Source organism: Olivibacter sp. CPCC 100613, from assembly GCF_036959255.1.
GTDB lineage: Bacteria > Bacteroidota > Bacteroidia > Sphingobacteriales > Sphingobacteriaceae > Olivibacter.
In genome coordinates, this window is sequence record NZ_JAWMTI010000011.1 from 176,521 (window position 1) to 197,973 (window position 21,453).

A 21,453-nucleotide genomic window follows, 5' to 3' on the forward strand; every position below is an offset into this window, starting at 1 on the left:
AGAACTTTGAAACTGGCTATATTACTAAATTAAATCAGTTGGCTCACCCGCCTTTCAACGGCACTGTCTTTTGGACATTAACTCATCATTTGATAAGCTCCCGGCGTAATGCCTTCATATTTCTTGAACACGCGGCAAAAATAATTCAAGCTATTAAATCCAGTAGCAAAACAGGCTTCTTTAATAGAACTATTCGGACCGGTTAGGTATTTCTTCGCTAGCCGGATTCGCTCACGCAAAACGAATTCTACCGGACTTAAGCCCAATTCTCGCTTAAATGCACGGAAGAAAACTGATTTACTCATACCTACCTTCATACATAGATCCTCAATATGAAACTGTTCTCCGAGATGCGAACGTATATATTCAACAACGAAGCCAATACCGCTCCTGTTATTAGTTAACTGATGCTTGTTATCTAACACATTATTCAATTGCTGAGTTTGCATCACACGGATCAATAGTTCCTTCAGCGTTAAATCAACTAATACGTCTTTGTGGACCTCATCGCTGGTTCCAATCGCGATGAGTCGATTAATGGAAGCCGAAAGCGCAACATTATTAATAAAGTGATAGTTATCGAAATCCAAGCTCCATTGTCGTTTTGCTTCTAAGGGATGATGTTCGTTCAAATAATCAATAGTTCGTATAATTTGTTGCCTGTCAATAGCTAAAGCGGTACATTGGGTAGGTTCTTCCATACTCGCAACCGGAAAATCAATAAGCATTTGAACTTTTGGTGGTACGATCACCGTTTCTCCGGGTAAATAATCAAATCCGGGTTGATTAAAAAGGTGCATTACTTTTTTACCCCGAAGCATGTTCGTGATAACCAAATCATTAAACTGCAACGAAACACTTTGACTTATTTTATAGGTTTCAAATACATTGAGCTCACAGTTATTCATGGTATAGGCTCGCCTATTCTCAACACTCGTTTTCAGCTCTCTCTCGGAACTTAGGCGTATTGGATGTAATGCCTTCATAGTTTCCATAGCAATATAATTAGGTGCATATCAAACTTACGGATTTCCTATGACTTCGCAAATTGCAGGTAGGCATTCGCACTTGTGATGACAGGATCGTGCAATAGTAAGAGACGATCGTGCAAAAGAAATGAGATCAGACCGTTTAAATTTGATTAGCTAACTAATTTCAAAAGCAGTTAAAATAAAAAGATATGGCGCGTATTGAAAAACCAACGTTCAAAGAACGTTATGATAACTTTATCAATGGTAAGTTTGTCCCTCCTGTCCAGGGAAAGTACTTTGATAACATTTCTCCCATAGACGGAAAAGTATTTACCAAAGCGGCCAGATCCACGAAAGAGGATGTGGAACTGGCTTTAGACGCAGCTCATAATGCCTTTAAGACATGGAGTAAAACAGCCGCTTCAGAACGGAGTAATATCCTATTAAAAGTTGCACAGAAAATAGAAGATAATCTCGCTTATTTGGCAGCTGTAGAGACGATCGACAATGGGAAGGCCGTTCGTGAAACACTCAATGCAGACCTCCCTTTGGTAATTGATCATTTCAGGTACTTTGCCGCTGCCATTCGGGCAGACGAGGGGACCATTTCGGAACATGACGAGAATACAGTTAGTATTAACTTACATGAACCAATCGGCGTTGTTGGGCAAATTATCCCATGGAATTTCCCACTCTTGATGGCTACATGGAAAATAGCACCGGCATTAGCTGCCGGGTGCTGCACTGTCGTTAAACCTGCGGAGCAAACACCCGCTTCCATTATGATTTTAATGGAGCTGATCGGTGATCTAATTCCTCCAGGTGTGCTCAATGTCGTAAATGGTTATGGGGTCGAAGTAGGTAAACCGCTCGCGTCGTCTCCTAGGATATCGAAAGTTGCTTTTACCGGCAGTACCACATCTGGTCGGTTGATTATGCAGTACGCAGCAGAAAATATTATTCCCTCCACGATGGAATTGGGTGGAAAATCGCCGAATATATTCTTTAAATCTGTAACCGATTTTGACGATGACTATTTGGATAAAGCAGTGGAAGGCGCCGTCCTTTTTGCCCTTAACCAAGGAGAGGTCTGCACTTGCCCATCACGCATTTTAATACAAGAAGATATTTATGATGCTTTAATGCCTAAAATTATTGAACGTACTAAGGCGATAAAAACAGGCCACCCACTGGATTCAGATAGCATGATGGGTGCTCAAGCGTCCAAAGAGCAATTTGAAAAGATTAAATCCTATTTAGAAATCGGTAAAAGTGAAGGTGCAGAAGTAATATTAGGAGGTAATGTAAATAAGCTGGACGACGAATTAGGGGAAGGTTATTATATTGAACCCACTATTTTCAAGGGACATAACAAAATGCGGATTTTCCAAGAAGAGATATTCGGGCCCGTTGTTTGTGTAACAACATTCAAAACAGTTGAAGAAGCCGTTGAAATAGCGAATGATACACTTTATGGTTTGGGGGCCGGTGTTTGGACACGCGACGCACATGAATTATACCAAGTTCCAAGAGCCATTCAAGCAGGAAGAGTTTGGGTGAACCAATATCACAGTTATCCTGCGCATGCTCCTTTCGGAGGGTACAAGAAATCAGGCTTCGGTCGTGAAAATCATAAGATGATGCTTGATCACTACCGGCAGACAAAGAATATGTTGATTTCATATAGCAAACAAAAATTAGGCTTTTTTTAAGTTCCCAATTCACCTGGGGCGGGGAATTCCCGCCCTTAAAAATCAAATATATGGTAACGCGCGTTCTAATTACCAATAAAGCCAAGGAAGTGGTTAAAACCTTACAGCGGGAATATGGTAGGCTAATTTTTCACCAAAGCGGTGGCTGTTGTGAAGGTTCTTATCCACACTGTTTTGAGCAGGAAGAATTCCGCATTGGTGAAAATGATGTATGCTTAGGCGAAATAGCCGATTGCAAATTTTATATGGCCAAAGATCAATTTGAATACTGGAAACATACGCAACTGACCTTGGATGTTATAGAAGGCCGAGGGGCATCCTTTTCACTTGAGAGCACACTGGATATGGGATTCATTATTCGATCTCGATTATTTACGGATGAAGAACTTTCCCAATTAGTACCGGTAAGCTGACGTTGCTAATACTCTTTTTTGGATTCGGAAATTGCCCCTTAAAATAAACTTAATCTAAAACGGGAATCGGGTTTTTATCTTGATCAATCGCTACAAAGGTAAAAGTTCCCTTTATCGCAATTTCGCGATGCTCTTCATACATTTGCTCAACAAAGATTTCTACACCGATCTTTAAGCTCGTACGCCCTACTTTTTCTACCCTTCCAACTAGCTCTACAATGGTACCTGCCGGTATCGGCTTGGTAAAATCAATTCTGTCGGAGGAAACTGTCACCAATCGCTTTCTACAGAATCTCGTCCCAGTAATAAAGGCAACCTCATCCATTAAGGCCATAGCAGTTCCTCCGTAGAGTGTATCGTAATGATTAGTTGTATTGGGAAAAACAGCTTTAAAAATACGTGTCTCCGATTGTTCTATTTTTTCTTCTAGGGTCATCTTATTATGTATTCGCTTCGATATAGGCTTGTTTTAAGTCTTGCAAGCATGCTGCACAGAGACAGCTATCGTATAATTCACTTATATATTGCACTTCGCTGACGGAAAGGGGCACTGCGCTACATTGGCATTTGGTATAGGCGTTTGCACGGCATTCGATCGACGTGCCGCAACGTTCGCAGGCGATAATCTCGTGTTTGACGAAAGCTGATTTCAAGGTTTCAAATTTACTTAAAAAGCTCCCAAGAATCAATCTTGGAAGCTTTTTATTTTTTGGAGAACACCTACTACGCTAATCCTAAGAGCCACAGCTTACACAACCTTCTTCCATTGAACAAACTGCCCCTGTAGGAATATCATCGGGTACAGATTCAATTTTTGCGGGTATAACAGGCTCCATGTTCTTACCTCCCTGGTTTTCAACAGTAAATTTAACCGCTTGGGTAGCCGCTTGGGTACGTAGGTAATACATACCTGTTTTTAATCCCTTTTTCCATGCATAGAAATGCATAGAAGTTAATTTTGCCGTTGTTGGCGTGTTGACAAATAAATTAAGTGATTGAGACTGACAAATAAAGGCCCCTCTATCAGCAGCCATGTCAATGATATTTCTCATTTTTATCTCCCACACGGTTTTGTATAATTCTTTTATATCTGCAGGAATCTCGTTGATATCCTGAATAGATCCGTTGGCTGCAATAATGCGGTTCTTCATGTCGTTATTCCACAAACCAAGCTCAACCAGATCACGTAAAAGATGTTTATTAACGATCACAAATTCACCACTTAATACGCGTCGTGTGTATATATTTGACGTATAAGGTTCAAAACACTCGTTATTACCTAATATCTGAGAAGTGGAGGCTGTTGGCATTGGTGCAACTAACAAGGAATTTCGTACACCGTGTTTCTTAATTTCCTTCCGCAAACCTTCCCAATCCCAACGATTGCTATCCGGTTTAACGTTCCATAAATCGAACTGAAACTTGCCTTGTGAAAGCGGGGAACCTTTGAAACTTTCATAAGCACCTTCTTTCACTGCTAAATCTTTTGAAGCGGTCATAGCTGCAAAATAAATAGTCTCAAAAATATCTTTATTAAGCTGCTTTGCCGCGTCGCTTTCAAAAGGCATGCGCATGAGTATAAAGGTATCGGCCAATCCCTGCACGCCTAAACCTACCGGACGATGGCGGAGGTTGGAGTTACGGGCCTCATCAACAGGATAATAATTATTATCAATGATACGGTTGAGGTTAATGGTTACCTGATAGGTAATATCAAATAACTTTTGATGGTCGAATTGACCGTTATCCACATACCTTGGTAAAGCAAGTGAAGCCAGGTTACAAACAGCGACTTCATCTGCGGAGGTATATTCAATAATTTCAGTACATAGATTTGAGCTCTTGATAGTCCCCAGGTTTTGCTGATTGGATTTTCCGTTCGCAGCATCTTTGTATAAAAGGTAGGGTGTACCTGTTTCAATCTGTGCATCTAAAATAGCAAACCAGAGATCTTGCGCCTTCACTGTTTTTCTAGCTCTTCCTGCACGTTCATATTCTTCATATAGTTTTTCAAAAGCAGCTCCATGGCTTTCCGCTAAACCAGGTGCTTCATCAGGAGAAAACAAGCTCCATTCACCATTTGCTTCTACGCGCTTCATAAATAAATCCGGCACCCATAAGGCTAAAAATAAATCACGGGCCCTCAGTTCTTCCTTACCATGGTTCTTACGTAAGTCGATAAAGTCATAAACATCGGCATGCCAAGGCTCAAGGTAGATAGCAAAAGCGCCCTTACGCTTACCTCCTCCCTGATCAACATATCGAGCGGTATCATTGAAAACACGTAACATCGGGATGATTCCGTTGCTTGTGCCATTGGTACCACTAATATAGGCACCGGTGGCACGCACATTATGAATACTCAGTCCGATCCCCCCCGCACTTTGAGAAATTTTAGCAGTTTGCTTCAATGTATCGTAGATCCCCTCGATACTATCATCTTTCATTGTCAACAGAAAACAAGATGACATTTGCGGCTTTGGTGTGCCTGCATTGAACAAGGTAGGTGTTGCATGCGTAAACCAACGCTCACTAAGCAGGTCATAAGTTTTAATCGCACTTTCTATATCATCTTTGTGGATACCTATTGCTACACGCATAAACAAATGCTGTGGCCGCTCCGCAATTTTTCCGTTCAATTTCAATAAATACGACTTCTCCAACGTTTTGAATCCAAAATAATCGAAACTAAAATCACGATCATAAATAATATGACTGTCCAGCTCCATACCATGCGCCTGTATTACTTCATAAACGTCATCTGCGATCAAAGGTGCGGGTTTTCCGGTTTTCGGGTCGATGTAGTTATACAACAATGCCATCGTGTCCGAAAAAGATTTAACGGTATTTTTATGTAAGTTGGAAACAGCAATTCTCGAAGCCAATAAAGCATAGTCCGGGTGCTTTGTGGTTAATGAAGCGGCCGTTTCAGCGGCTAAATTGTCCAATTCTGAAGTGGTAACGCCGTCATACAAGCCTTCTATCACTTTTCGAGCAACATCAACGGGATCTACCAAATCAGGATTTAAACCATAGCACAGTTTTTCAATTCTTGCTGTTATTTTATCAAATTTTACGGACTCGGAACGTCCATCTCGTTTAATTACATACATATTTTTTCGTATTAGAAATGGTACATTGATTTCAGTTAGACTAACCCCACCATTTACCTGTTCACTCCTCTGTTAAAAATCTTCATCCAAAGAAAAGCTTGCTTTTCCTTTTTCCCCGGTAACACCGCTCTTTTGATAATCTCCTACTCTTTTTTCAAAGAAATTTGTTTTACCCTGTAGAGAGATCAATTCCATAAAATCAAAGGGATTGGTCGCATTATAATATTTATTATTACCTAATTCAACCAACCACCTATCAGCTACAAATTCAATATATTGCTTCATCAAATCCGCATTCATTCCAATCAACTTCACAGGTAATGCCTCTGTTATAAATTCTTTTTCAATTTCTACGGCATCAATAATAATTTCCTGAACGCGTTCTTTTGGAAGTTTAGCTTCCAACATACTATATAACAAACATGCAAATTCACAGTGCAAACCTTCATCTCTCGAAATCAGCTCATTACTAAATGTCAAGCCCGGCATTAGTCCACGTTTTTTTAGCCAAAAAATGGCACAAAAACTACCGGAAAAAAAGATACCTTCTACAGCAGCAAATGCAACCAAGCGTTCGGCGAAAGAGCCATTTTCAATCCAACGCAAGGCCCATTCAGCTTTCTTTTTTACACATTCAACCGTTTCTATAGCATGAAAAAGCCTATCTTTTTCTACTGGATCTTTCACATAGGTATCAATTAAAAGCGCGTAGGTTTCAGAATGGATATTTTCCATGGCTATTTGAAAGCCATAAAAACTTCTTGCCTCAGGCAGTTGCACTTCGCTCATGAAATTAATTGCTAAATTCTCATTTACGATACCGTCACTAGCTGCAAAAAACGCGAGTACATGCGATATAAAATGACGCTCACCATCGTTCAGATTAGCCCAATCCTTCAAATCACCCGATAAATCGATTTCTTCTGCCGTCCAAAAACTTGCTTCATGCTTTTTGTACATATCCCATATCGCAGGATAATTAATCGGAAGGATGACAAATCGATCTTTATTTTCTCTTAATAATACTTCATTTTCTTGGCTCATAGTCTTCTGTTTTATGTATGGGTATTGATAAAAAGATACTCGTCCCTACGGCTAATCTCATTGTACAAGAAACCGTCAATTAATTGTAATAGAACTCGATGATTACTTATTCAGCAGAATTTAGAAAGCTTGTATCCGTTTTGAAAACATAGTAAACAAGGGAAACAGCTGAGAAAAATGGCTACAAACACATGTTATTTGGAAATTCATTAACATGCCGAACAAGTATTTCAAAGAACATATCCTTGATCTTCTAACAAAGATAATCTTTGAAAGCTTCGAGCGTTAACCGAAGTTTTACACAACCTGTGAGTTATTCACACTATTTATAGAGAGATATCAATACCGATCCTTTTAAGAAGCATGGATGCATTGAAAATCTTGCAGGCTCCATCTTTCAGTTTATAATCAAAAACCATTTCTCCATCGATCACCTGTATATCAAAGTGATAGTTTCGCAGGTATCCTGCGTGAGCATCTTCCAATTTCGCTAATTGTAAATCGTGGGTCGCTACCATACCAACACCGCTATCTTTTATTAACTTTTCGATAACGGCTTTAGATCCTAAATATTTATCGACTGAATTGGTTCCTCTCAACATCTCATCAATCAAAAAAAATGTATTTGTTTGTTTGGCAACTACCTTCAAAATCATGTCTAATCGGTCTAATTCTGCCTTGAAGGTGGAGGTACTTTCGTTCAGTGAATCTCGGATTCGCATATAGGTAACAACATGCATGACTGAAAGTTGAAGATGCGAGGCGCAAACCGGGGCACCGCTTAGGGCTAATACGATGTTTGCTCCTATAGTTCTTAAAAAGGTGCTTTTCCCTGCCATATTCGATCCTGTGATTAATGCAAGGCGATGACCATCCAAATCATAGCCATTAGGCACTGAACCGGCCGACGGAATTAGCGGATGGTTAAGACCCGCTGCTTTTAATGACTGTATTTGCGCCGGCTCGATATAGGGGTAACTCCAAGACGGATTGTTGATTCTTATAAAGGCGAAACTGACCAGTGCCTCCAAACAACCTAATTCATCAAATACTTCGGCCATTTGATAATGGTAATTCTTTCGCCAATCTAAAATAGCAAAGACTTGTTTGAAATCCCAAAGAAAGATCCCATTTAAAAAGATAGCCACCATCACATTCAGTCGGTAATCTAGCTTGTTTATTAAGGACCCAAGTTCACGGATGCTTGTTGACAGTCCTCCTTCATCATGATCACCGCTTTTTGCCAGTAGGCTATTTTTTAACATGGGTGATTGCCATGCTTTACGCTCAATGCTTTCGAAAACGCTTCCAAAACGCCCTAAAAGATCACCCATCCTGCCGATACCTGCTGCAACTTGCGACACCTTACCGGCATAAGCCATTGTTAACAAAATATTAAACACAAATAAAAGCAGCGTGAGATTCGTATAGGGGCTTCCATAAAAAAAGGACAAAGCAATGCCTATAAATAGTATATAGGGCGCACACTTCGTATAAAACCGCAACAGCTGATTTCCAAAATTTGGATAGGGCTTATTCAAGTAGTCGACCAAAAGTTCTTTAAAGTTGCGCTGTTCTTTCAAGGAAAACACCAAGCGGGCCAAGAAATCTAAACACCAAGCAGGATCACTTTCCAGTTCCTTCACGGCTAATTGGCGATGGATGATTTCTTCGCGAGTTGCCGATGCTGACAACCAGGTGGCTAAGGTATGCTTACCACCTGTCGTTGCCGATCGATTAATTTTATAAAAAATCGAATTAGCGCCAAATATGTCCAGATCACTGCTATATGCATGCTTATCATTAATGAACACGGAACCATCGCTGTATATATTTTTTAAGTTGGTATGACAGTTGAGTTCATTCTCAACTACCATCAGATCTTCTTCCAGCCCTTCTTTGGCTTTCGTCAGTTTGCTTTGCTTTGCAACAAACCAGATGAACATAAGGAGTACCAAAAAGGATGAGAGCAGGGTTAACCAAACGATCTCAGATTGCACTACTTTAAATATGAGTCCTCCTCCGACGAGAATCAAAGCGAGTCTGGCAAAGGATAACCGGTTAATACTACGATTCAGGTTTTTTATTTTAGTTTGTATTAACTGACGTTTTTCTTGGTAAAAAGCGATAATAGGCGTACTCATAATTTCTAAGATAAGGCTTAAAATTGAATTTACCGACAAGTAGAAACAAAAAATCCCGAACGACCCTTCGCCGTTCGGGATTAAGATAGTCTTTGCTTTTAACTAGAACTTGTAGGTAAAGCCCGCACCGAATATTTGTTTAAGTTGAAGCGCCGGAACGTTTCTTCCTTCCTCATTCGGAATAAGCGTATTATCATCGTAAATCATTTGAACACCGGCATTCACCGAAACAAAACGATTAACTTTCATAAATATGTTAAGTGTATAATCTATGTCCACATTTTTTGGATCTTCCAGATAGTTGGAATACAGGCGTAAAATATTTTCGATGCCAATATTTTCCATAATGTTTTTGCGATAATATGCATCAAAGGATGCACCGAACTCAAAACGACTTTTTTTCCCTGGATCAATACCATATCGTTCAGCTAATGCCCCGTCCTTAACGAAAACAAATCGCGGAGATGCCGGCGACAAATTGAAACGGAAATTATCCGATTCTTTATAGGCAATACCTGGACCAAAGCTTAAGTATGCAGGAGAAAGACCTGATGAAATCAAATCGCCACGGGTCCCATCTGCATTATATTCATAACCACTGGAAAACTGTGTCCTAAAGTCCATAAAGAACGTATACAACCATTTAGGTGCAGCCTGATATCCCAATAAGCTGTTTAGCAAAACGCGGTCGTCATTTTTCCGCCAGCCTAGGTCTTTTTGCTTTGTTAAGCCATATGCAGCCAAAACTTTGTTATCCCAGCTCCATTTATCTTTCTTATAATTAAAATCATAGTTTAGCACCAAGTTTGCTGACAAGGAATTTATTCCCCCCGCAGCCCAATTTGAGAAAGTGCTTTGATTGATCAGAAAGGTATTCTCACCATGAATTTTCCAAATAGAATCAGGATTTGTTTCTTGCGCGCGAAGGCAATAGACCAGCGATACAAAAAGAGATGTTAGCAGAATAATTTTTTTCATCGGAAATGATTTTGGGTACTTTTGGATTAGTACCTATGGTTTAACAATTGTAAAAACTCTTGGAGCAAATCGCTCCAAAACCCTATACATTAATTAATTTTCCGCAAAGTTAAAAAATAAATATATTTATTATTTATAAAAAAGGTATTTGTGTATTAATATCCTTTATTTTGTGTATTAATTTCAACTTTACGATTTAGTAATACACAGAACGAACATATAGAAGCTCAGAAATGCGCTCAAAACGCTTTATCATAGATGAAAATCACTTTACTTTGTATCGGAAAAACGGATGAGTCGTATCTAAACACGGGGATTGACAAATACCTACAAAGGCTTAAGCATTATGTCAACTTTACCCTGCATATTATTCCCGACATTAAGAACACGAAGCATTTATCAGCGGAGCAGCAAAAAGCAAAAGAGGCTGAACAGTTATTAAAACAATTGAACACGATGGATACGATCGTCTTATTGGACGAAAAGGGAACTGCCCCGCGATCGGTTGACTTTGCAAAATATTTAGAAAGACATATGCTAAGTGGCACCCAACATTTGGTGTTTATCATAGGAGGGCCCTATGGTTTTGACGATAGTCTCTATAAGCGTGCTCAAAAAAGTAAGCTTTCATTATCCAATATGACCTTTTCCCACCAAATGATTCGTTTATTTTTTGCTGAACAGTTATACAGAGCCTTCAGCATCCTTCGGGGCGAACCTTATCATCACGAGTAATTTTTTACTTTTTTATGGAATTTTTGATGAGTTGTCATCAAACAAATAAAAGAACTGAATACTTATTAGTAGCATAGCCCCTCATAAGGCATTCGCATTTTGTAAAAAGGAGGATCTCATGAAGTTGCCAAGCACAAGAAAGTATCATTACAGAGGAACTGATACCAGTAAGGAAAGTCAAAATATGTGGATTATGATTGTAATCGGAATCGCTTTAGCGGCATTGATTATTTTCATTCTTTAATAAACACCTGTTTCTACGCAATTTTAACAAAAGGGGCAAAGATATAAATTATCTCTGCCCCCTTCGTTCTTAAATGCCGGTGTTATTTCGCCAGCTCTTCTCCTTCCGGTTCTTTAGCATTATCTGCTGCACCGGTAGAGAGTGGAGCAGGAGCTTCCTCATCAAACAGAGGGAATTCCTTTAAGATGCCAAACCAGCTAATTATTTTCTTTATATCTGAAGAGTATACACGTTCTTCATCATGATCCGGTGCAACGTCCTGAAAAAATACACGTAATTTATCGCCGCTATCCTTCTTGGTATCTGGCAAAGAAGATAGTTGTTTCATTTTTTCAAAAATGTCGATAAGTTTAATATCATCCTCTGTCCCGAAAATGGTGATGTCTTCCAACGAAGCCATCTTAGCTGTTGAAATATTCACAACGATTTTCACCCGTTTTTCATCCAGGCTTTCTAAAATAAAGCCCGTCTTGTTTTGTCCAATTAGTTTAAATAAACCGGGGCGCCCAGTAACAGAAACTATTCCTCTTAAATTCATCTATATCCCTTTTAAAACATTTATAATATCGCTTATTCTTCGATGATTTCGACGCTTAAAATCTTATCTCCTTGACGGATATCATCAATCACATCGACATTTTCAACTACTTTACCAAAACAGGTGTGATTCCGGTCTAAGTGGGCTGTATTATTTCTGCTATGACAGATAAAAAATTGTGACCCGCCAGTATTTCTGCCACGATGTGCCATAGATAAAACCCCTCTATCGTGGTATTGATTCTCTCCATCCAGCTCGCAATCAATCGTATACCCCGGTCCCCCAGCTCCTGTGCCCGTTGGGTCTCCTCCTTGAATTACAAAATCAGGAATTACCCGATGAAATACCGTACCATCATAAAAGCCGGATTTCGCTAGTTTAATAAAGTTTGCTACGTGGCCCGGTGCATCTTTATCATAGAAATGCACGGTCATATCACCTTTCTCAGTTTTTATAATTGCTTTACTCATATTCAATATTATTAAATGGCAAAGGTAATCATTTGATCCTTTCTCTTCTTTTATTTTATTTATTTATTGCGATTACTTCAACAGATGCAGGATTTAGATCACTTTAATCGTAAAATTTCCAACTAACACCAAAGCGCAAACCGGCAGGGGCCATTGGATAACGACGCACGGTATAATATCCTCTTGCAAACAATCCTTGCGTTGCATTATCGTATCTTAAAAAGAAATTCGTTCTTTTCAAAGTGGCGGTCACCCAAGGATCCACAATCGGATAGCTCGAAAATTCAATTGGCGTGATGGTTTCGTTGTTTACATCTACACCGCCATAATATGGACGATAGAACTGCCCTATATTGATCGCATAAGCTGGTGCTACATAAGGCGTATTAAAACGAACGTCAAAACCGATATTAAGATTGATTACTTTCACTAAGATCGTGTTATAATAAAAGCTGTGCCAAGTATAAAATTCAGGGGTCATCAACACGTCATTGTAATCCGACTTTTGGTATACAATATAACTATCAAAATGCCATTTATCGAAGAAGGTAAAATCCTTACCTAGGGTTAACTTTAATAAATTGATAGGCGATTCATGTTGCGTTACTTCGATAACCCTTAGTAATTCGGAACGATGATCCGGGTTATCAACCTCCTTATAATAGGTATAGTTATTCATTAAAAAGTATTCAGCCTTTGCGAAAAAATGAAATCGGGGATTTTCATACATCGCCGATAAATTGGTTGTTTTAATCTTGTTTAACTGATCACTATTATCCCATTTATGATAGGTATAATTCACCGATTCTGCTAAATACTCCGGTGATTGATTCTGAAAGTAGCCCGCAAGTACAAGTCGGCCGACTGTATTATTGTACAAGAGATTCGCTTCTGCTCCATAATGAAAATCGCCAAAATTCCGCCCGGCAACTATCTGCCTGAAATCAGTTGTAATATTGACACGATCGCTAAAACGATACCCTAATCCAGCTTTTAAGGTAACATTTTGAAAAGACATGTCGTTATATCGATTAGAAACAGCTGTGTCTTGAATACTCAACGAATCCCTCCCTTGTTTATAAAACATAAGATCATGTTGCAGACCTAAATCGAGTTTCACCTCATTCTTAATGAACGAAACAGACTTTCCTCGCAGTGAAAAACTGTAAACAAAATCGTTGGTAATCGTTGTCAGCATTGTCGAGTCGTTGGTCAATACAGATTCACTAAAAGGTAATGCACCGTTTGGATCAGCTTCGTTTTTGAAAAACTTATATTTTTTCCGATTGAGCCTCAAACTGTGCGCAACTGCCATCGTAGGTAGCACTTGTTGTTCTTGCGTTCCTTTATTGAGTGTATCAAGTCGACCTATAAACATGCTTTGTCGTAAAAAGAAGCTGTGATCGGTCCAGGTATTTCTAGGCCGTTGTTCCCTTTGTTGACTTAAACGTACCTCAAAAGACTCCGGATTTGAATTTTCCGGTTGTACACGAAATATGCTATCATTGAGAATCGAGCCATTTTCTGTCGCTACTAGTGTATTAAAGATCAATGCTGACTGCAAGTTATAACGCAGGTTAGGTGATTCATACCATGTGTAAATAGCCGGTTGTATATCATTATAGCGCTGATTTTGATAAAACCCTCTTGCTAAGGAGGCATTAAAATTTGCGCCGATACTCCAATTTGGTTTAATATTCTGGCCTATTTTTGCACTAAATACCTGATCCCCTGTAACAAAATATAACTCGGAAAAAGGCGACCGCGCTCTATAAAAGCGAATGGAATCGAGTGTCAACAGATAACGATCCATAGCCGTGAACCCGGTTCTGAAGCCAATGTCTGTGGTTGGCGAAAATAATAAATCCCTTGTAGCCAAACCATAATTCCCCAGATTCATCGTCGGGTTTTTAGGTTTTGTTTGGGGATTATAATATTGAAACCCTTTTAAAGTGGTGTCTAATGGAACGGTAAAAGTTCCTTGTTTTAAACGGTCTAAAGTAGTATATCGGATGTAAGACGCATTATAGATAATAGAATCTTGTTGCGCTTCCTCTGCCCTGCGAAGGGAATCTAAATCGGATCCCCATTCTTCTTGCTCTTGAGCTAAGATATGGCTGGCAAAACAACATAAAATAAAGAGAAGAAAATAGGCACGCAAATGCTTGATCATCTTGGCAAAGCTAGTAATTCTTTTAAAATTAACGTCATCTTTGGTTCCGCTGTCTTAGCAACCTCAATGATATCTTCAATAGATACAACTTCCAAATTTTCATGGAAACCTTCGTCCGTAACTACCGATACAGCAAAAACGGGCAAACTCATATGGTTCGCTACAATAACTTCAGGAACCGTACTCATTCCCACTATATCCCCCCCAATTAACCGCATATATTTATATTCTGCACGTGTTTCCAAATTCGGACCCGCCGTAGAAACATAAACGCCTGTATGTACTCGGATGTTATGCCGGGCGGCAACATTTAGTGCTTTCTGTATCAGATCGCGGTTGTAAGGCTGGCTCATATCCGGAAAACGAGGACCAAGATCATCATTATTTGAGCCACGTAAAGGACTTTCAGGTAGTAAGCTAATATGGTCATCAATAAAAACAAGATCTCCTTTCTTTATCGCCGGATTTAATGAACCGGAGGCGTTTGATACAAATAACTTTTCTATACCGAGCAATTTCAAAACACGCACAGGAAAAGTAATCTCCTGCATATTATAGCCTTCATAATAATGAAGTCTTCCTTGCATTGCCACCACTTTTTTACCACTCAGGGAACCAAAAATCAACTTTCCCGAATGAAATTCAAGGGTTGAAACCGGAAAGTTTGGTATATGGGCATACATAAGCTGATGCTCAATCTTCATATCGTTCACGAGACCGCCTAACCCGGTTCCCAAAATAATACCTATTTCTGGCTGGAAGCCCTCTATTCTCTGTTCGATATAAGTAACGGTTTCTCCTAATGATCTATACATATAGTTGCTTTTACCTTTTTAAAATGTATTATCTACGTTTTGCTTGCTAAGCACTTTTTTTATAATTAAGTTGTCGAAATTTGGCCCGTTCTTGTCCGTATGGAATTTCATTTCAATTGGCATATAGTAGAATGGTAAATCTTCCAAGTGTGAAAGTAGTTTCGGATCTTTCAAACGCATTGCATCTTTTTCCGTTGTAACAATCAAACAGTCATGCTGCAATTGCCAGTATTTCTTTATTTTAAGCAAATCGTTTACTGTAAATCGATGATGGTCAGGAAACTCCATCGTTCTCCAGATGTTGCCTTTTGTCTCTAAATGCTTATAAAACGGTTTAGGATTCGCTATACCGGTTACTACCATCAATTGCGTGCTCATCGGAAAAGACTGTTGTTCATCCGTTCTTAAGTTCATAAAATCACCATATTCTATATAAGCAAAAAAAGTTGAACGCTGGCTTTCTAGTTTCAGTAACTGCAAACTCCGCTGCTTGTCCCGTTCCGACAAATTCTTTGGCGATTTGGTAACAACTATGATGTCAGCAAAATTTCGTCGCATGAACAAATCCCTATAATTGCCGGCAGGAAGTACCAGCTTATTTTCTCGCAGGCTTTCAAAATCAAACAGTAGAATACTCAATCCAGGTTTCAATCGCCTATGTTGAAAAGCATCATCCAAAATAAAAACATCATGATTCGGCATCAGGTATTTTAACCCTTTCACTCTATCTTCGCAATCAGCAACTGTAATCTCCGGAAATTTACTTTTGAACTGCAGGGGCTCATCCCCCACCATTTCGGCCAGACTATTATTCTTAACCTCCAGGTAACCAACACTCTTCCTTCCATATCCACGACTCAACGTTGCTATTTTCACACGGGTAAAAAGCAGACGCAAAAGATATTCTGTCATGGGACTTTTACCAGCTCCTCCAAGCACTAAATTGCCAACAACAATGACTGGTTTGTCAAAACTATAACTGTTCAATAAACCTCGATCGTATAAAAAGTGTCGAAAAAATAAAATAGCGCCATAGAGCCAGGAGAAGGGAAGTAATAAAAGGCGCAGTCTTTTCATCTGTTTTTTTCAATACCAAGTAACAAAGGTAATAAACAAACAGTTAAATACCGATTTCAATTGCAGAGCTATCGGGCTTTTGGTACCTTTGTCGGTATCACACAAAATAAAATTATATTATGTTAAAAGGATTTTTTAATGTCCCTACACCTATAAACGAGCCGGTCTATTCCTATGCTCCCGGAAGTAAGGAACGTACCTTATTACAGGAGGCATTGCGTTCTGCGAGATCGCAGGTAGCAGACATTCCAATGTTTATAGGTGGTCAAGAAATAAGAACCGAAAACAAAGGAGAACTAAGACCTCCGCATGACCACAAACATGTATTGGGATATTATCATAAAGGTGACAAAAAACATGTTACAGATGCTATTAATGCCGCTTTGGCAGCCAAAAAAAAATGGGAAGATTTACCTTGGGAGCACCGCGCCGCGATCTTCTTAAAAGCGGCGGATTTAATTGCAGGTAAGTACCGCTATAAATTAAACGCTGCTACCATGCTGGGGCAATCAAAAAATGCTTATCAAGCAGAAATCGATTCAGCATGCGAAATTGTAGATTTTCTCCGATTCAATGTTAAATACATGAGTGAAATCTATGCGCAACAACCTCCTATTTCTTCCGATGGTGTTTGGAATCGCTTAGAACAACGTCCATTAGAAGGGTTTGTATTCGCGCTGACTCCTTTTAACTTCACAGCAATCGCGGGCAACCTACCTAGTTGTGTAGCAATGATGGGGAATGTAGTTGTTTGGAAACCGGCCGACACGCAAATTTATGCGGCCCATGTACTGATGGAAATCTTCCAGGAAGCAGGTGTCCCCGCGGGCGTTATTAATCTAATTTATGCACACGGACCAGATGTAGGTGAGGTAATTTTTAACCATCCTGACTTTGCAGGCATACATTTTACCGGATCAACAGCCGTTTTTCAAGAAATATGGAAAACCATCGGAACAAATATCCATAAATACAAAAGTTATCCGCGCATCGTTGGTGAAACCGGAGGTAAAGACTTCATTTTAGTACACCCGTCTGCCGATATTTTAGCAGCCAATACAGCAATTGTGCGTGGCGCATTTGAATATCAAGGACAAAAATGTTCTGCTGCATCGCGTGTATACATTCCGCAATCACTTTGGCCCAAACTTAAGGAGTTAATGACAAAAGATATTAATTCCTTTAAGGTAGGTCCTACTGAAGACTTTTCGAATTTCATCAATGCGGTCATTGACGAAAAATCTTTTGACAAACTTGCGGGCTACATTGATCGGGCAAAATCTGATGAAGATGCGGAGATCATCATTGGTGGAACCTATGATAAAAGCATAGGTTATTTCATTCAACCTACCGTAATTCTTGCAAAAACTCCGAATTATGTAACCATGAAAGAGGAATTATTTGGTCCTGTACTTACTGTTTACGTCTATGAAGATGAAAAATGGGATAATACGTTAGAATTGATCGATCAAACCTCCATCTATGCGCTCACAGGTTCGGTTATTGCACAAGATCGTTATGCGATAGCACAGGCATCAAACGCATTAAGAAATGCCGCAGGTAACTTCTACATAAATGATAAATGTACTGGGGCTGTGGTTGGTCAACAGCCTTTTGGTGGAGCCAGAGGTTCGGGCACGAACGATAAAGCTGGTTCAATGATCAATTTATTACGTTGGGTCTCTCCACGTACAATAAAAGAACTATTTAATCCTCCAGCGAATTACCGCTATCCATTTTTGGAACAAGAATAAACAAGCAAAAAAAGGGGCACTTTAGCAAGTGCCCCTTTTTTGGATTTTCCCTCAGCCCATTAAATGCCCAGTTCTACCTGAAAGACACCTCCCCAACGATTCCCCTTGCCATCGAGCGCAAAAACCCCTTGTTTAGTCTGATAGTTCACATTTAATTGAAACTTAATTCGATGCTGATGTAAGTACTTTGTTGCGCCTAATTCAACAATTTCAGTTTCTTGCTGATACGCTCCAATACTCTTTCCCGGCTCCAACCAAGAGTACCGTCCAGCCAGTTCATAATTGCTTTTGAACAAATAAGATAATTGTTGATTGATCCCTTGCCCATTAAAAGCATAAACAGATTCACCAGCCTCATTATAGGTAATTGCCTTGTCCACCGAGCGCTTTATATATTCAAACTGATAGGCCCAACCATTGTACTTGAAAATGGCATCTGCAAAATAAGTCTGTAACGTAACAGGCTCATAGAGATAATAGCCAATTTGACCTCCACTTCGGGTAGTACCCACATTTTTACTGTACCCACCGCCAACGGAAAGCTTTGGTGTTTTTTCACGCATTAAATCTCCTTCAGAATAGTCTCCATCATCGGTAAACGCTCCTAAAGGCAGCAACTCTGCCCGTCCCGTATAAGCAAGCCCCTTATCTGTATTATTAGCAACGCGCCCCTCCCCCGTTGTAATGGCTCCTTTCAAATGATAAACAGCCGTTCCACCTATCTTATTCTTATAGTACGCCTTTATACCAAAATCACGATCGATATTCATAGCCGCATTGACAATAGATCGATCAGCAAACTGTAATTGACCTGAAGAATTGACCCGTTGCCGATTTCCGGGTAATTTGTTTAATCCAAAAGCCACATAAAAATTCGGTGTAAAATTGTAGAAAACAACTGCATCACGAACAATATTTGCTACACCGGTATCATCAAAATCCTGATCTCCTCGCGTGAAAGCTAGTTGAATGGTATACGCGAATTTTGGTGAATATAAATAACCATCCACTCGCATACGGAGACGCCTAACTCGCGCGTCAAATTCTCGGATCCCAAGATTATCGCCATCGATCGTCGATGCGCCTAATCGATTTTGCATCCTAAAGCGGAAATTCATATAAATAGTGGAGTCGTTAGACTTAAATTGTAAGCCCTTAAAATTTTTTAAGGTAGGAAACTCGTCCCTTTCTCGTTGACCGAATGCCTCATCCGCACAGAAAGAGAATACCATAAAACAAAAAATACGTGAAAGCTTGATTAATTTCATCTTACATTAAATAATAGTTACGAAAATATGCCCTCAATGTTAACATTATGTTAATAATAGGTTAATTGTTTTACAAAAAAAGAATGAGTATACCCTTATACGCTATACAAATTGCTACCCAAATAAGTATTTAGTGAAAGAAAATACCGAATAAGCGCTAAAAAGCTGTATTTTTGCTCGCGTAAAATTTCAGTGTAGACATGATACAAATCGAACAGATTGCGCCTCTAGTAACCAGACAATTACGGCACGAAGTTCTTTATCCTGAAAGTTCGATTGCATCGGTCATATTGGAAGAAGATCATTTAGGTATCCATTTTGGCTTATACGACAATAATGAACTAATCGCCGTTGTTTCGCTGTTTATAAGAGGTGAAGAAGCACAATTCAGGAAGTTTGCCACTGATAGTCGGTATCAAAATAAAGGTTATGGATCAAACCTGTTGACTTATATCCTGCAATATGCTTATCAGCAGGGAGTAAAAAAAATTTGGTGCCATGCGAGAACTTCGGCTGTTCCATTTTATAAAAAGCATCATTTTGGAGCGGTAGGCGAATGTTTTAAAAAGGGTCCTATAGAATACCTAAGAATGGAGAAAACATTAGACGAGAATTAAATCATCACTTTAAAGCATATTATAATCAACCCTATATAAGATGACTAAGAAATTTTTATTGGCACTTTCATTTTCTTTTTTAACGATTTGTGCATTTGGACAAAAGATATTGGTCTGGTGTCCACCGGCCACTGAAATCAGTGCTGCCAACAACAAGCTACAGGGAATCAATTTAAATATTGTATTTTCTGACTTAAGAAAGATTACTGATACAACGCGCGTTGAATGTTCTTCCCAGGAATTAATAGACCACATAGCCACTGGTATCACCACATCATACCCGAGCGCAATCATCAATATTTTAGACACGAATCAATTTCATTCACCTGCTGAGAAAAACAAAATTACCGTCCGCATCGCTATATCANAGACCACATAGCCACTGGTATCACCACATCATACCCGAGCGCAATCATCAATATTTTAGACACGAATCAATTTCATTCACCTGCTGAGAAAAACAAAATTACCGTCCGCATCGCTATATCAGCCTATCATTCAGCCTCTGGAACAGACGCTTCTGCTGCAATTGGCAACAGCGAAGGAGATTTCAGTTGGGGTGCCTTGCCTAAAAACAAATGGAACTCAGTAGCCGGGTTTCATGTTGTTATTGAGGACAATAGGACTGAAAGTGTTAAGACACTTACCCGCAATATCGCGAACATTGTTTCAAGGCCTAATATTGGGGGATCACTCACTGCCAAAAAAGCGCTCTTTGAAGCTTACAATGAAGCAAATAGAGAATTACTTTATTTTATTGAAAATACAATTCAACCAAATTAGTTTGCAAAGTTCTAGTACTGCCTATTATTGACGGATTACTCGATATGAAAGAATTTAAAAAGTATTTTATTATACCATCTAGTCCGGACGAAGTTTATTTAGCATTGACGCTTGAACAGGCCATTAGACTCTGGACAGGTGATGAAGTAAGCATGTCCAACATACCGAATACCGAATTTTCCTTATGGGATGGTAGTATTACCGGAAAAAATTTAACTTTTGAGGAGAATAAAAAAATTGTCCAACAATGGTATTTTGGTGATCAGGTAGAACCTTCTATTGTTACCATCAAACTTCATCCTCATAAAAAGGGAACATCTCTTGAACTCCTTCATACGAACATACCAGATATAGATTATGAAGATATAGTTGCAGGATGGGAACAAGTCTATATGGCTTCTCTTATTGATTTCTTTGAGGGAGAATAAACCCTGACGGGATTACAACACACACTACTTTTTCGATCTATATTTAAACTTCATTAGAAAGGAATAGAGCTAGAAGAGGGAAATTCATATAAACGGAAAAGGCCGGGACGTTTTCACGTTCCGGCCTTCCTGTAAAGATCGGCACCGACCTACTCTCCCACATGTTACTGCAGTAC

19 protein-coding genes are annotated in these 21,453 nt (G+C 39.3%); 6 read left to right on the plus strand and 13 right to left on the minus strand.

Translation table 11 applies throughout. From position 1 onward, the window contains the following. Nucleotides 1–77: 77 nt before the first annotated feature. Entirely contained in the window at nucleotides 78–995 is a 918-nt protein-coding gene (locus tag RYH73_RS24460) for an AraC family transcriptional regulator (RefSeq protein ID WP_335316078.1), read from the minus strand. A gap of 185 nt (nucleotides 996–1,180) precedes the next feature. Between RYH73_RS24460 and RYH73_RS24465 the strand changes: the two genes are divergently transcribed. Continuing rightward, nucleotides 1,181–2,683, plus strand: coding sequence for an aldehyde dehydrogenase family protein (locus RYH73_RS24465; RefSeq protein WP_335316079.1), 1,503 nt, complete (start codon nucleotides 1,181–1,183; stop codon nucleotides 2,681–2,683). Nucleotides 2,684–2,733: 50 nt separating this feature from the next. After that, complete coding sequence (locus RYH73_RS24470; RefSeq protein WP_335316080.1) at nucleotides 2,734–3,096, plus strand: DUF779 domain-containing protein; 363 nt, start codon at nucleotides 2,734–2,736, stop codon at nucleotides 3,094–3,096. A gap of 49 nt (nucleotides 3,097–3,145) precedes the next feature. Here the strand turns inward: RYH73_RS24470 and RYH73_RS24475 are convergent, their stop codons facing one another. The 6 genes from RYH73_RS24475 to RYH73_RS24500 form a co-directional block, all read right to left on the minus strand. Next, nucleotides 3,146–3,532: an acyl-CoA thioesterase gene (locus RYH73_RS24475; RefSeq protein WP_335316081.1), complete on the minus strand. Its 387-nt coding sequence runs from the start codon at nucleotides 3,530–3,532 to the stop codon at nucleotides 3,146–3,148. A gap of 4 nt (nucleotides 3,533–3,536) precedes the next feature. Beyond that, nucleotides 3,537–3,785 (minus strand): cysteine-rich CWC family protein, encoded by a 249-nt coding sequence (locus RYH73_RS24480; protein ID WP_335316082.1) that lies wholly within the window; start codon nucleotides 3,783–3,785, stop codon nucleotides 3,537–3,539. A 45-nt stretch (nucleotides 3,786–3,830) separates the two neighbouring features. Continuing rightward, complete coding sequence (locus RYH73_RS24485) at nucleotides 3,831–6,209, minus strand: ribonucleoside-diphosphate reductase subunit alpha (protein WP_335316083.1); 2,379 nt, start codon at nucleotides 6,207–6,209, stop codon at nucleotides 3,831–3,833. A gap of 72 nt (nucleotides 6,210–6,281) precedes the next feature. Beyond that, complete coding sequence (locus tag RYH73_RS24490) at nucleotides 6,282–7,253, minus strand: ribonucleoside-diphosphate reductase small subunit (protein ID WP_335316084.1); 972 nt, start codon at nucleotides 7,251–7,253, stop codon at nucleotides 6,282–6,284. A gap of 326 nt (nucleotides 7,254–7,579) precedes the next feature. Then, the gene (locus RYH73_RS24495; RefSeq protein ID WP_335316085.1) at nucleotides 7,580–9,397 is read right to left on the minus strand and encodes a MutS-related protein; all 1,818 of its coding nucleotides are present in this window, start codon (nucleotides 9,395–9,397) and stop codon (nucleotides 7,580–7,582) included. 102 nt (nucleotides 9,398–9,499) lie between these two features. Further along, the gene (locus tag RYH73_RS24500) at nucleotides 9,500–10,375 is read right to left on the minus strand and encodes a DUF3078 domain-containing protein (RefSeq protein WP_335316086.1); all 876 of its coding nucleotides are present in this window, start codon (nucleotides 10,373–10,375) and stop codon (nucleotides 9,500–9,502) included. 258 nt (nucleotides 10,376–10,633) lie between these two features. On the opposite strand from RYH73_RS24500, the gene rlmH reads away from it, so the two are divergent. Then, nucleotides 10,634–11,110: a 23S rRNA (pseudouridine(1915)-N(3))-methyltransferase RlmH gene (gene rlmH, locus RYH73_RS24505; RefSeq protein WP_335316087.1), complete on the plus strand. Its 477-nt coding sequence runs from the start codon at nucleotides 10,634–10,636 to the stop codon at nucleotides 11,108–11,110. A gap of 326 nt (nucleotides 11,111–11,436) precedes the next feature. Here the strand turns inward: rlmH and RYH73_RS24510 are convergent, their stop codons facing one another. From RYH73_RS24510 to lpxK, 5 genes are all read right to left on the minus strand, one after another. After that, nucleotides 11,437–11,892, minus strand: coding sequence for a DUF5606 family protein (locus RYH73_RS24510; RefSeq protein WP_335316088.1), 456 nt, complete (start codon nucleotides 11,890–11,892; stop codon nucleotides 11,437–11,439). A 32-nt stretch (nucleotides 11,893–11,924) separates the two neighbouring features. Beyond that, nucleotides 11,925–12,362 (minus strand): peptidylprolyl isomerase, encoded by a 438-nt coding sequence (locus RYH73_RS24515; RefSeq protein WP_335316089.1) that lies wholly within the window; start codon nucleotides 12,360–12,362, stop codon nucleotides 11,925–11,927. Between the two features lie 103 nt (nucleotides 12,363–12,465). Then, nucleotides 12,466–14,535, minus strand: a complete 2,070-nt coding sequence (locus RYH73_RS24520; protein WP_335316090.1) for a putative porin — start codon at nucleotides 14,533–14,535, stop codon at nucleotides 12,466–12,468. Next, on the minus strand, nucleotides 14,532–15,350 hold the full coding sequence (locus RYH73_RS24525) for a purine-nucleoside phosphorylase (RefSeq protein WP_335316091.1): 819 nt from the start codon (nucleotides 15,348–15,350) through the stop codon (nucleotides 14,532–14,534). The genes RYH73_RS24520 and RYH73_RS24525 overlap by 4 nt, the downstream gene beginning before the upstream one ends. A gap of 18 nt (nucleotides 15,351–15,368) precedes the next feature. Next, complete coding sequence (gene lpxK, locus RYH73_RS24530) at nucleotides 15,369–16,427, minus strand: tetraacyldisaccharide 4'-kinase (RefSeq protein ID WP_335316092.1); 1,059 nt, start codon at nucleotides 16,425–16,427, stop codon at nucleotides 15,369–15,371. 119 nt (nucleotides 16,428–16,546) lie between these two features. Between lpxK and pruA the strand changes: the two genes are divergently transcribed. Then, nucleotides 16,547–18,181: an L-glutamate gamma-semialdehyde dehydrogenase gene (gene pruA, locus RYH73_RS24535; protein WP_335316094.1), complete on the plus strand. Its 1,635-nt coding sequence runs from the start codon at nucleotides 16,547–16,549 to the stop codon at nucleotides 18,179–18,181. A 59-nt stretch (nucleotides 18,182–18,240) separates the two neighbouring features. On the opposite strand, the gene RYH73_RS24540 is transcribed toward pruA, so the two are convergent. Next, nucleotides 18,241–19,449, minus strand: a complete 1,209-nt coding sequence (locus RYH73_RS24540; protein ID WP_335316095.1) for a porin — start codon at nucleotides 19,447–19,449, stop codon at nucleotides 18,241–18,243. 200 nt (nucleotides 19,450–19,649) lie between these two features. On the opposite strand from RYH73_RS24540, the gene RYH73_RS24545 reads away from it, so the two are divergent. Further along, a complete protein-coding gene (locus RYH73_RS24545) occupies nucleotides 19,650–20,066 on the plus strand; it encodes a GNAT family N-acetyltransferase (protein WP_335316096.1) in 417 nt (138 codons plus the stop codon). 827 nt (nucleotides 20,067–20,893) lie between these two features. Next, nucleotides 20,894–21,277, plus strand: a complete 384-nt coding sequence (locus RYH73_RS24550; protein WP_335316097.1) for an SRPBCC domain-containing protein — start codon at nucleotides 20,894–20,896, stop codon at nucleotides 21,275–21,277. Nucleotides 21,278–21,453: the final 176 nt, after the last annotated feature.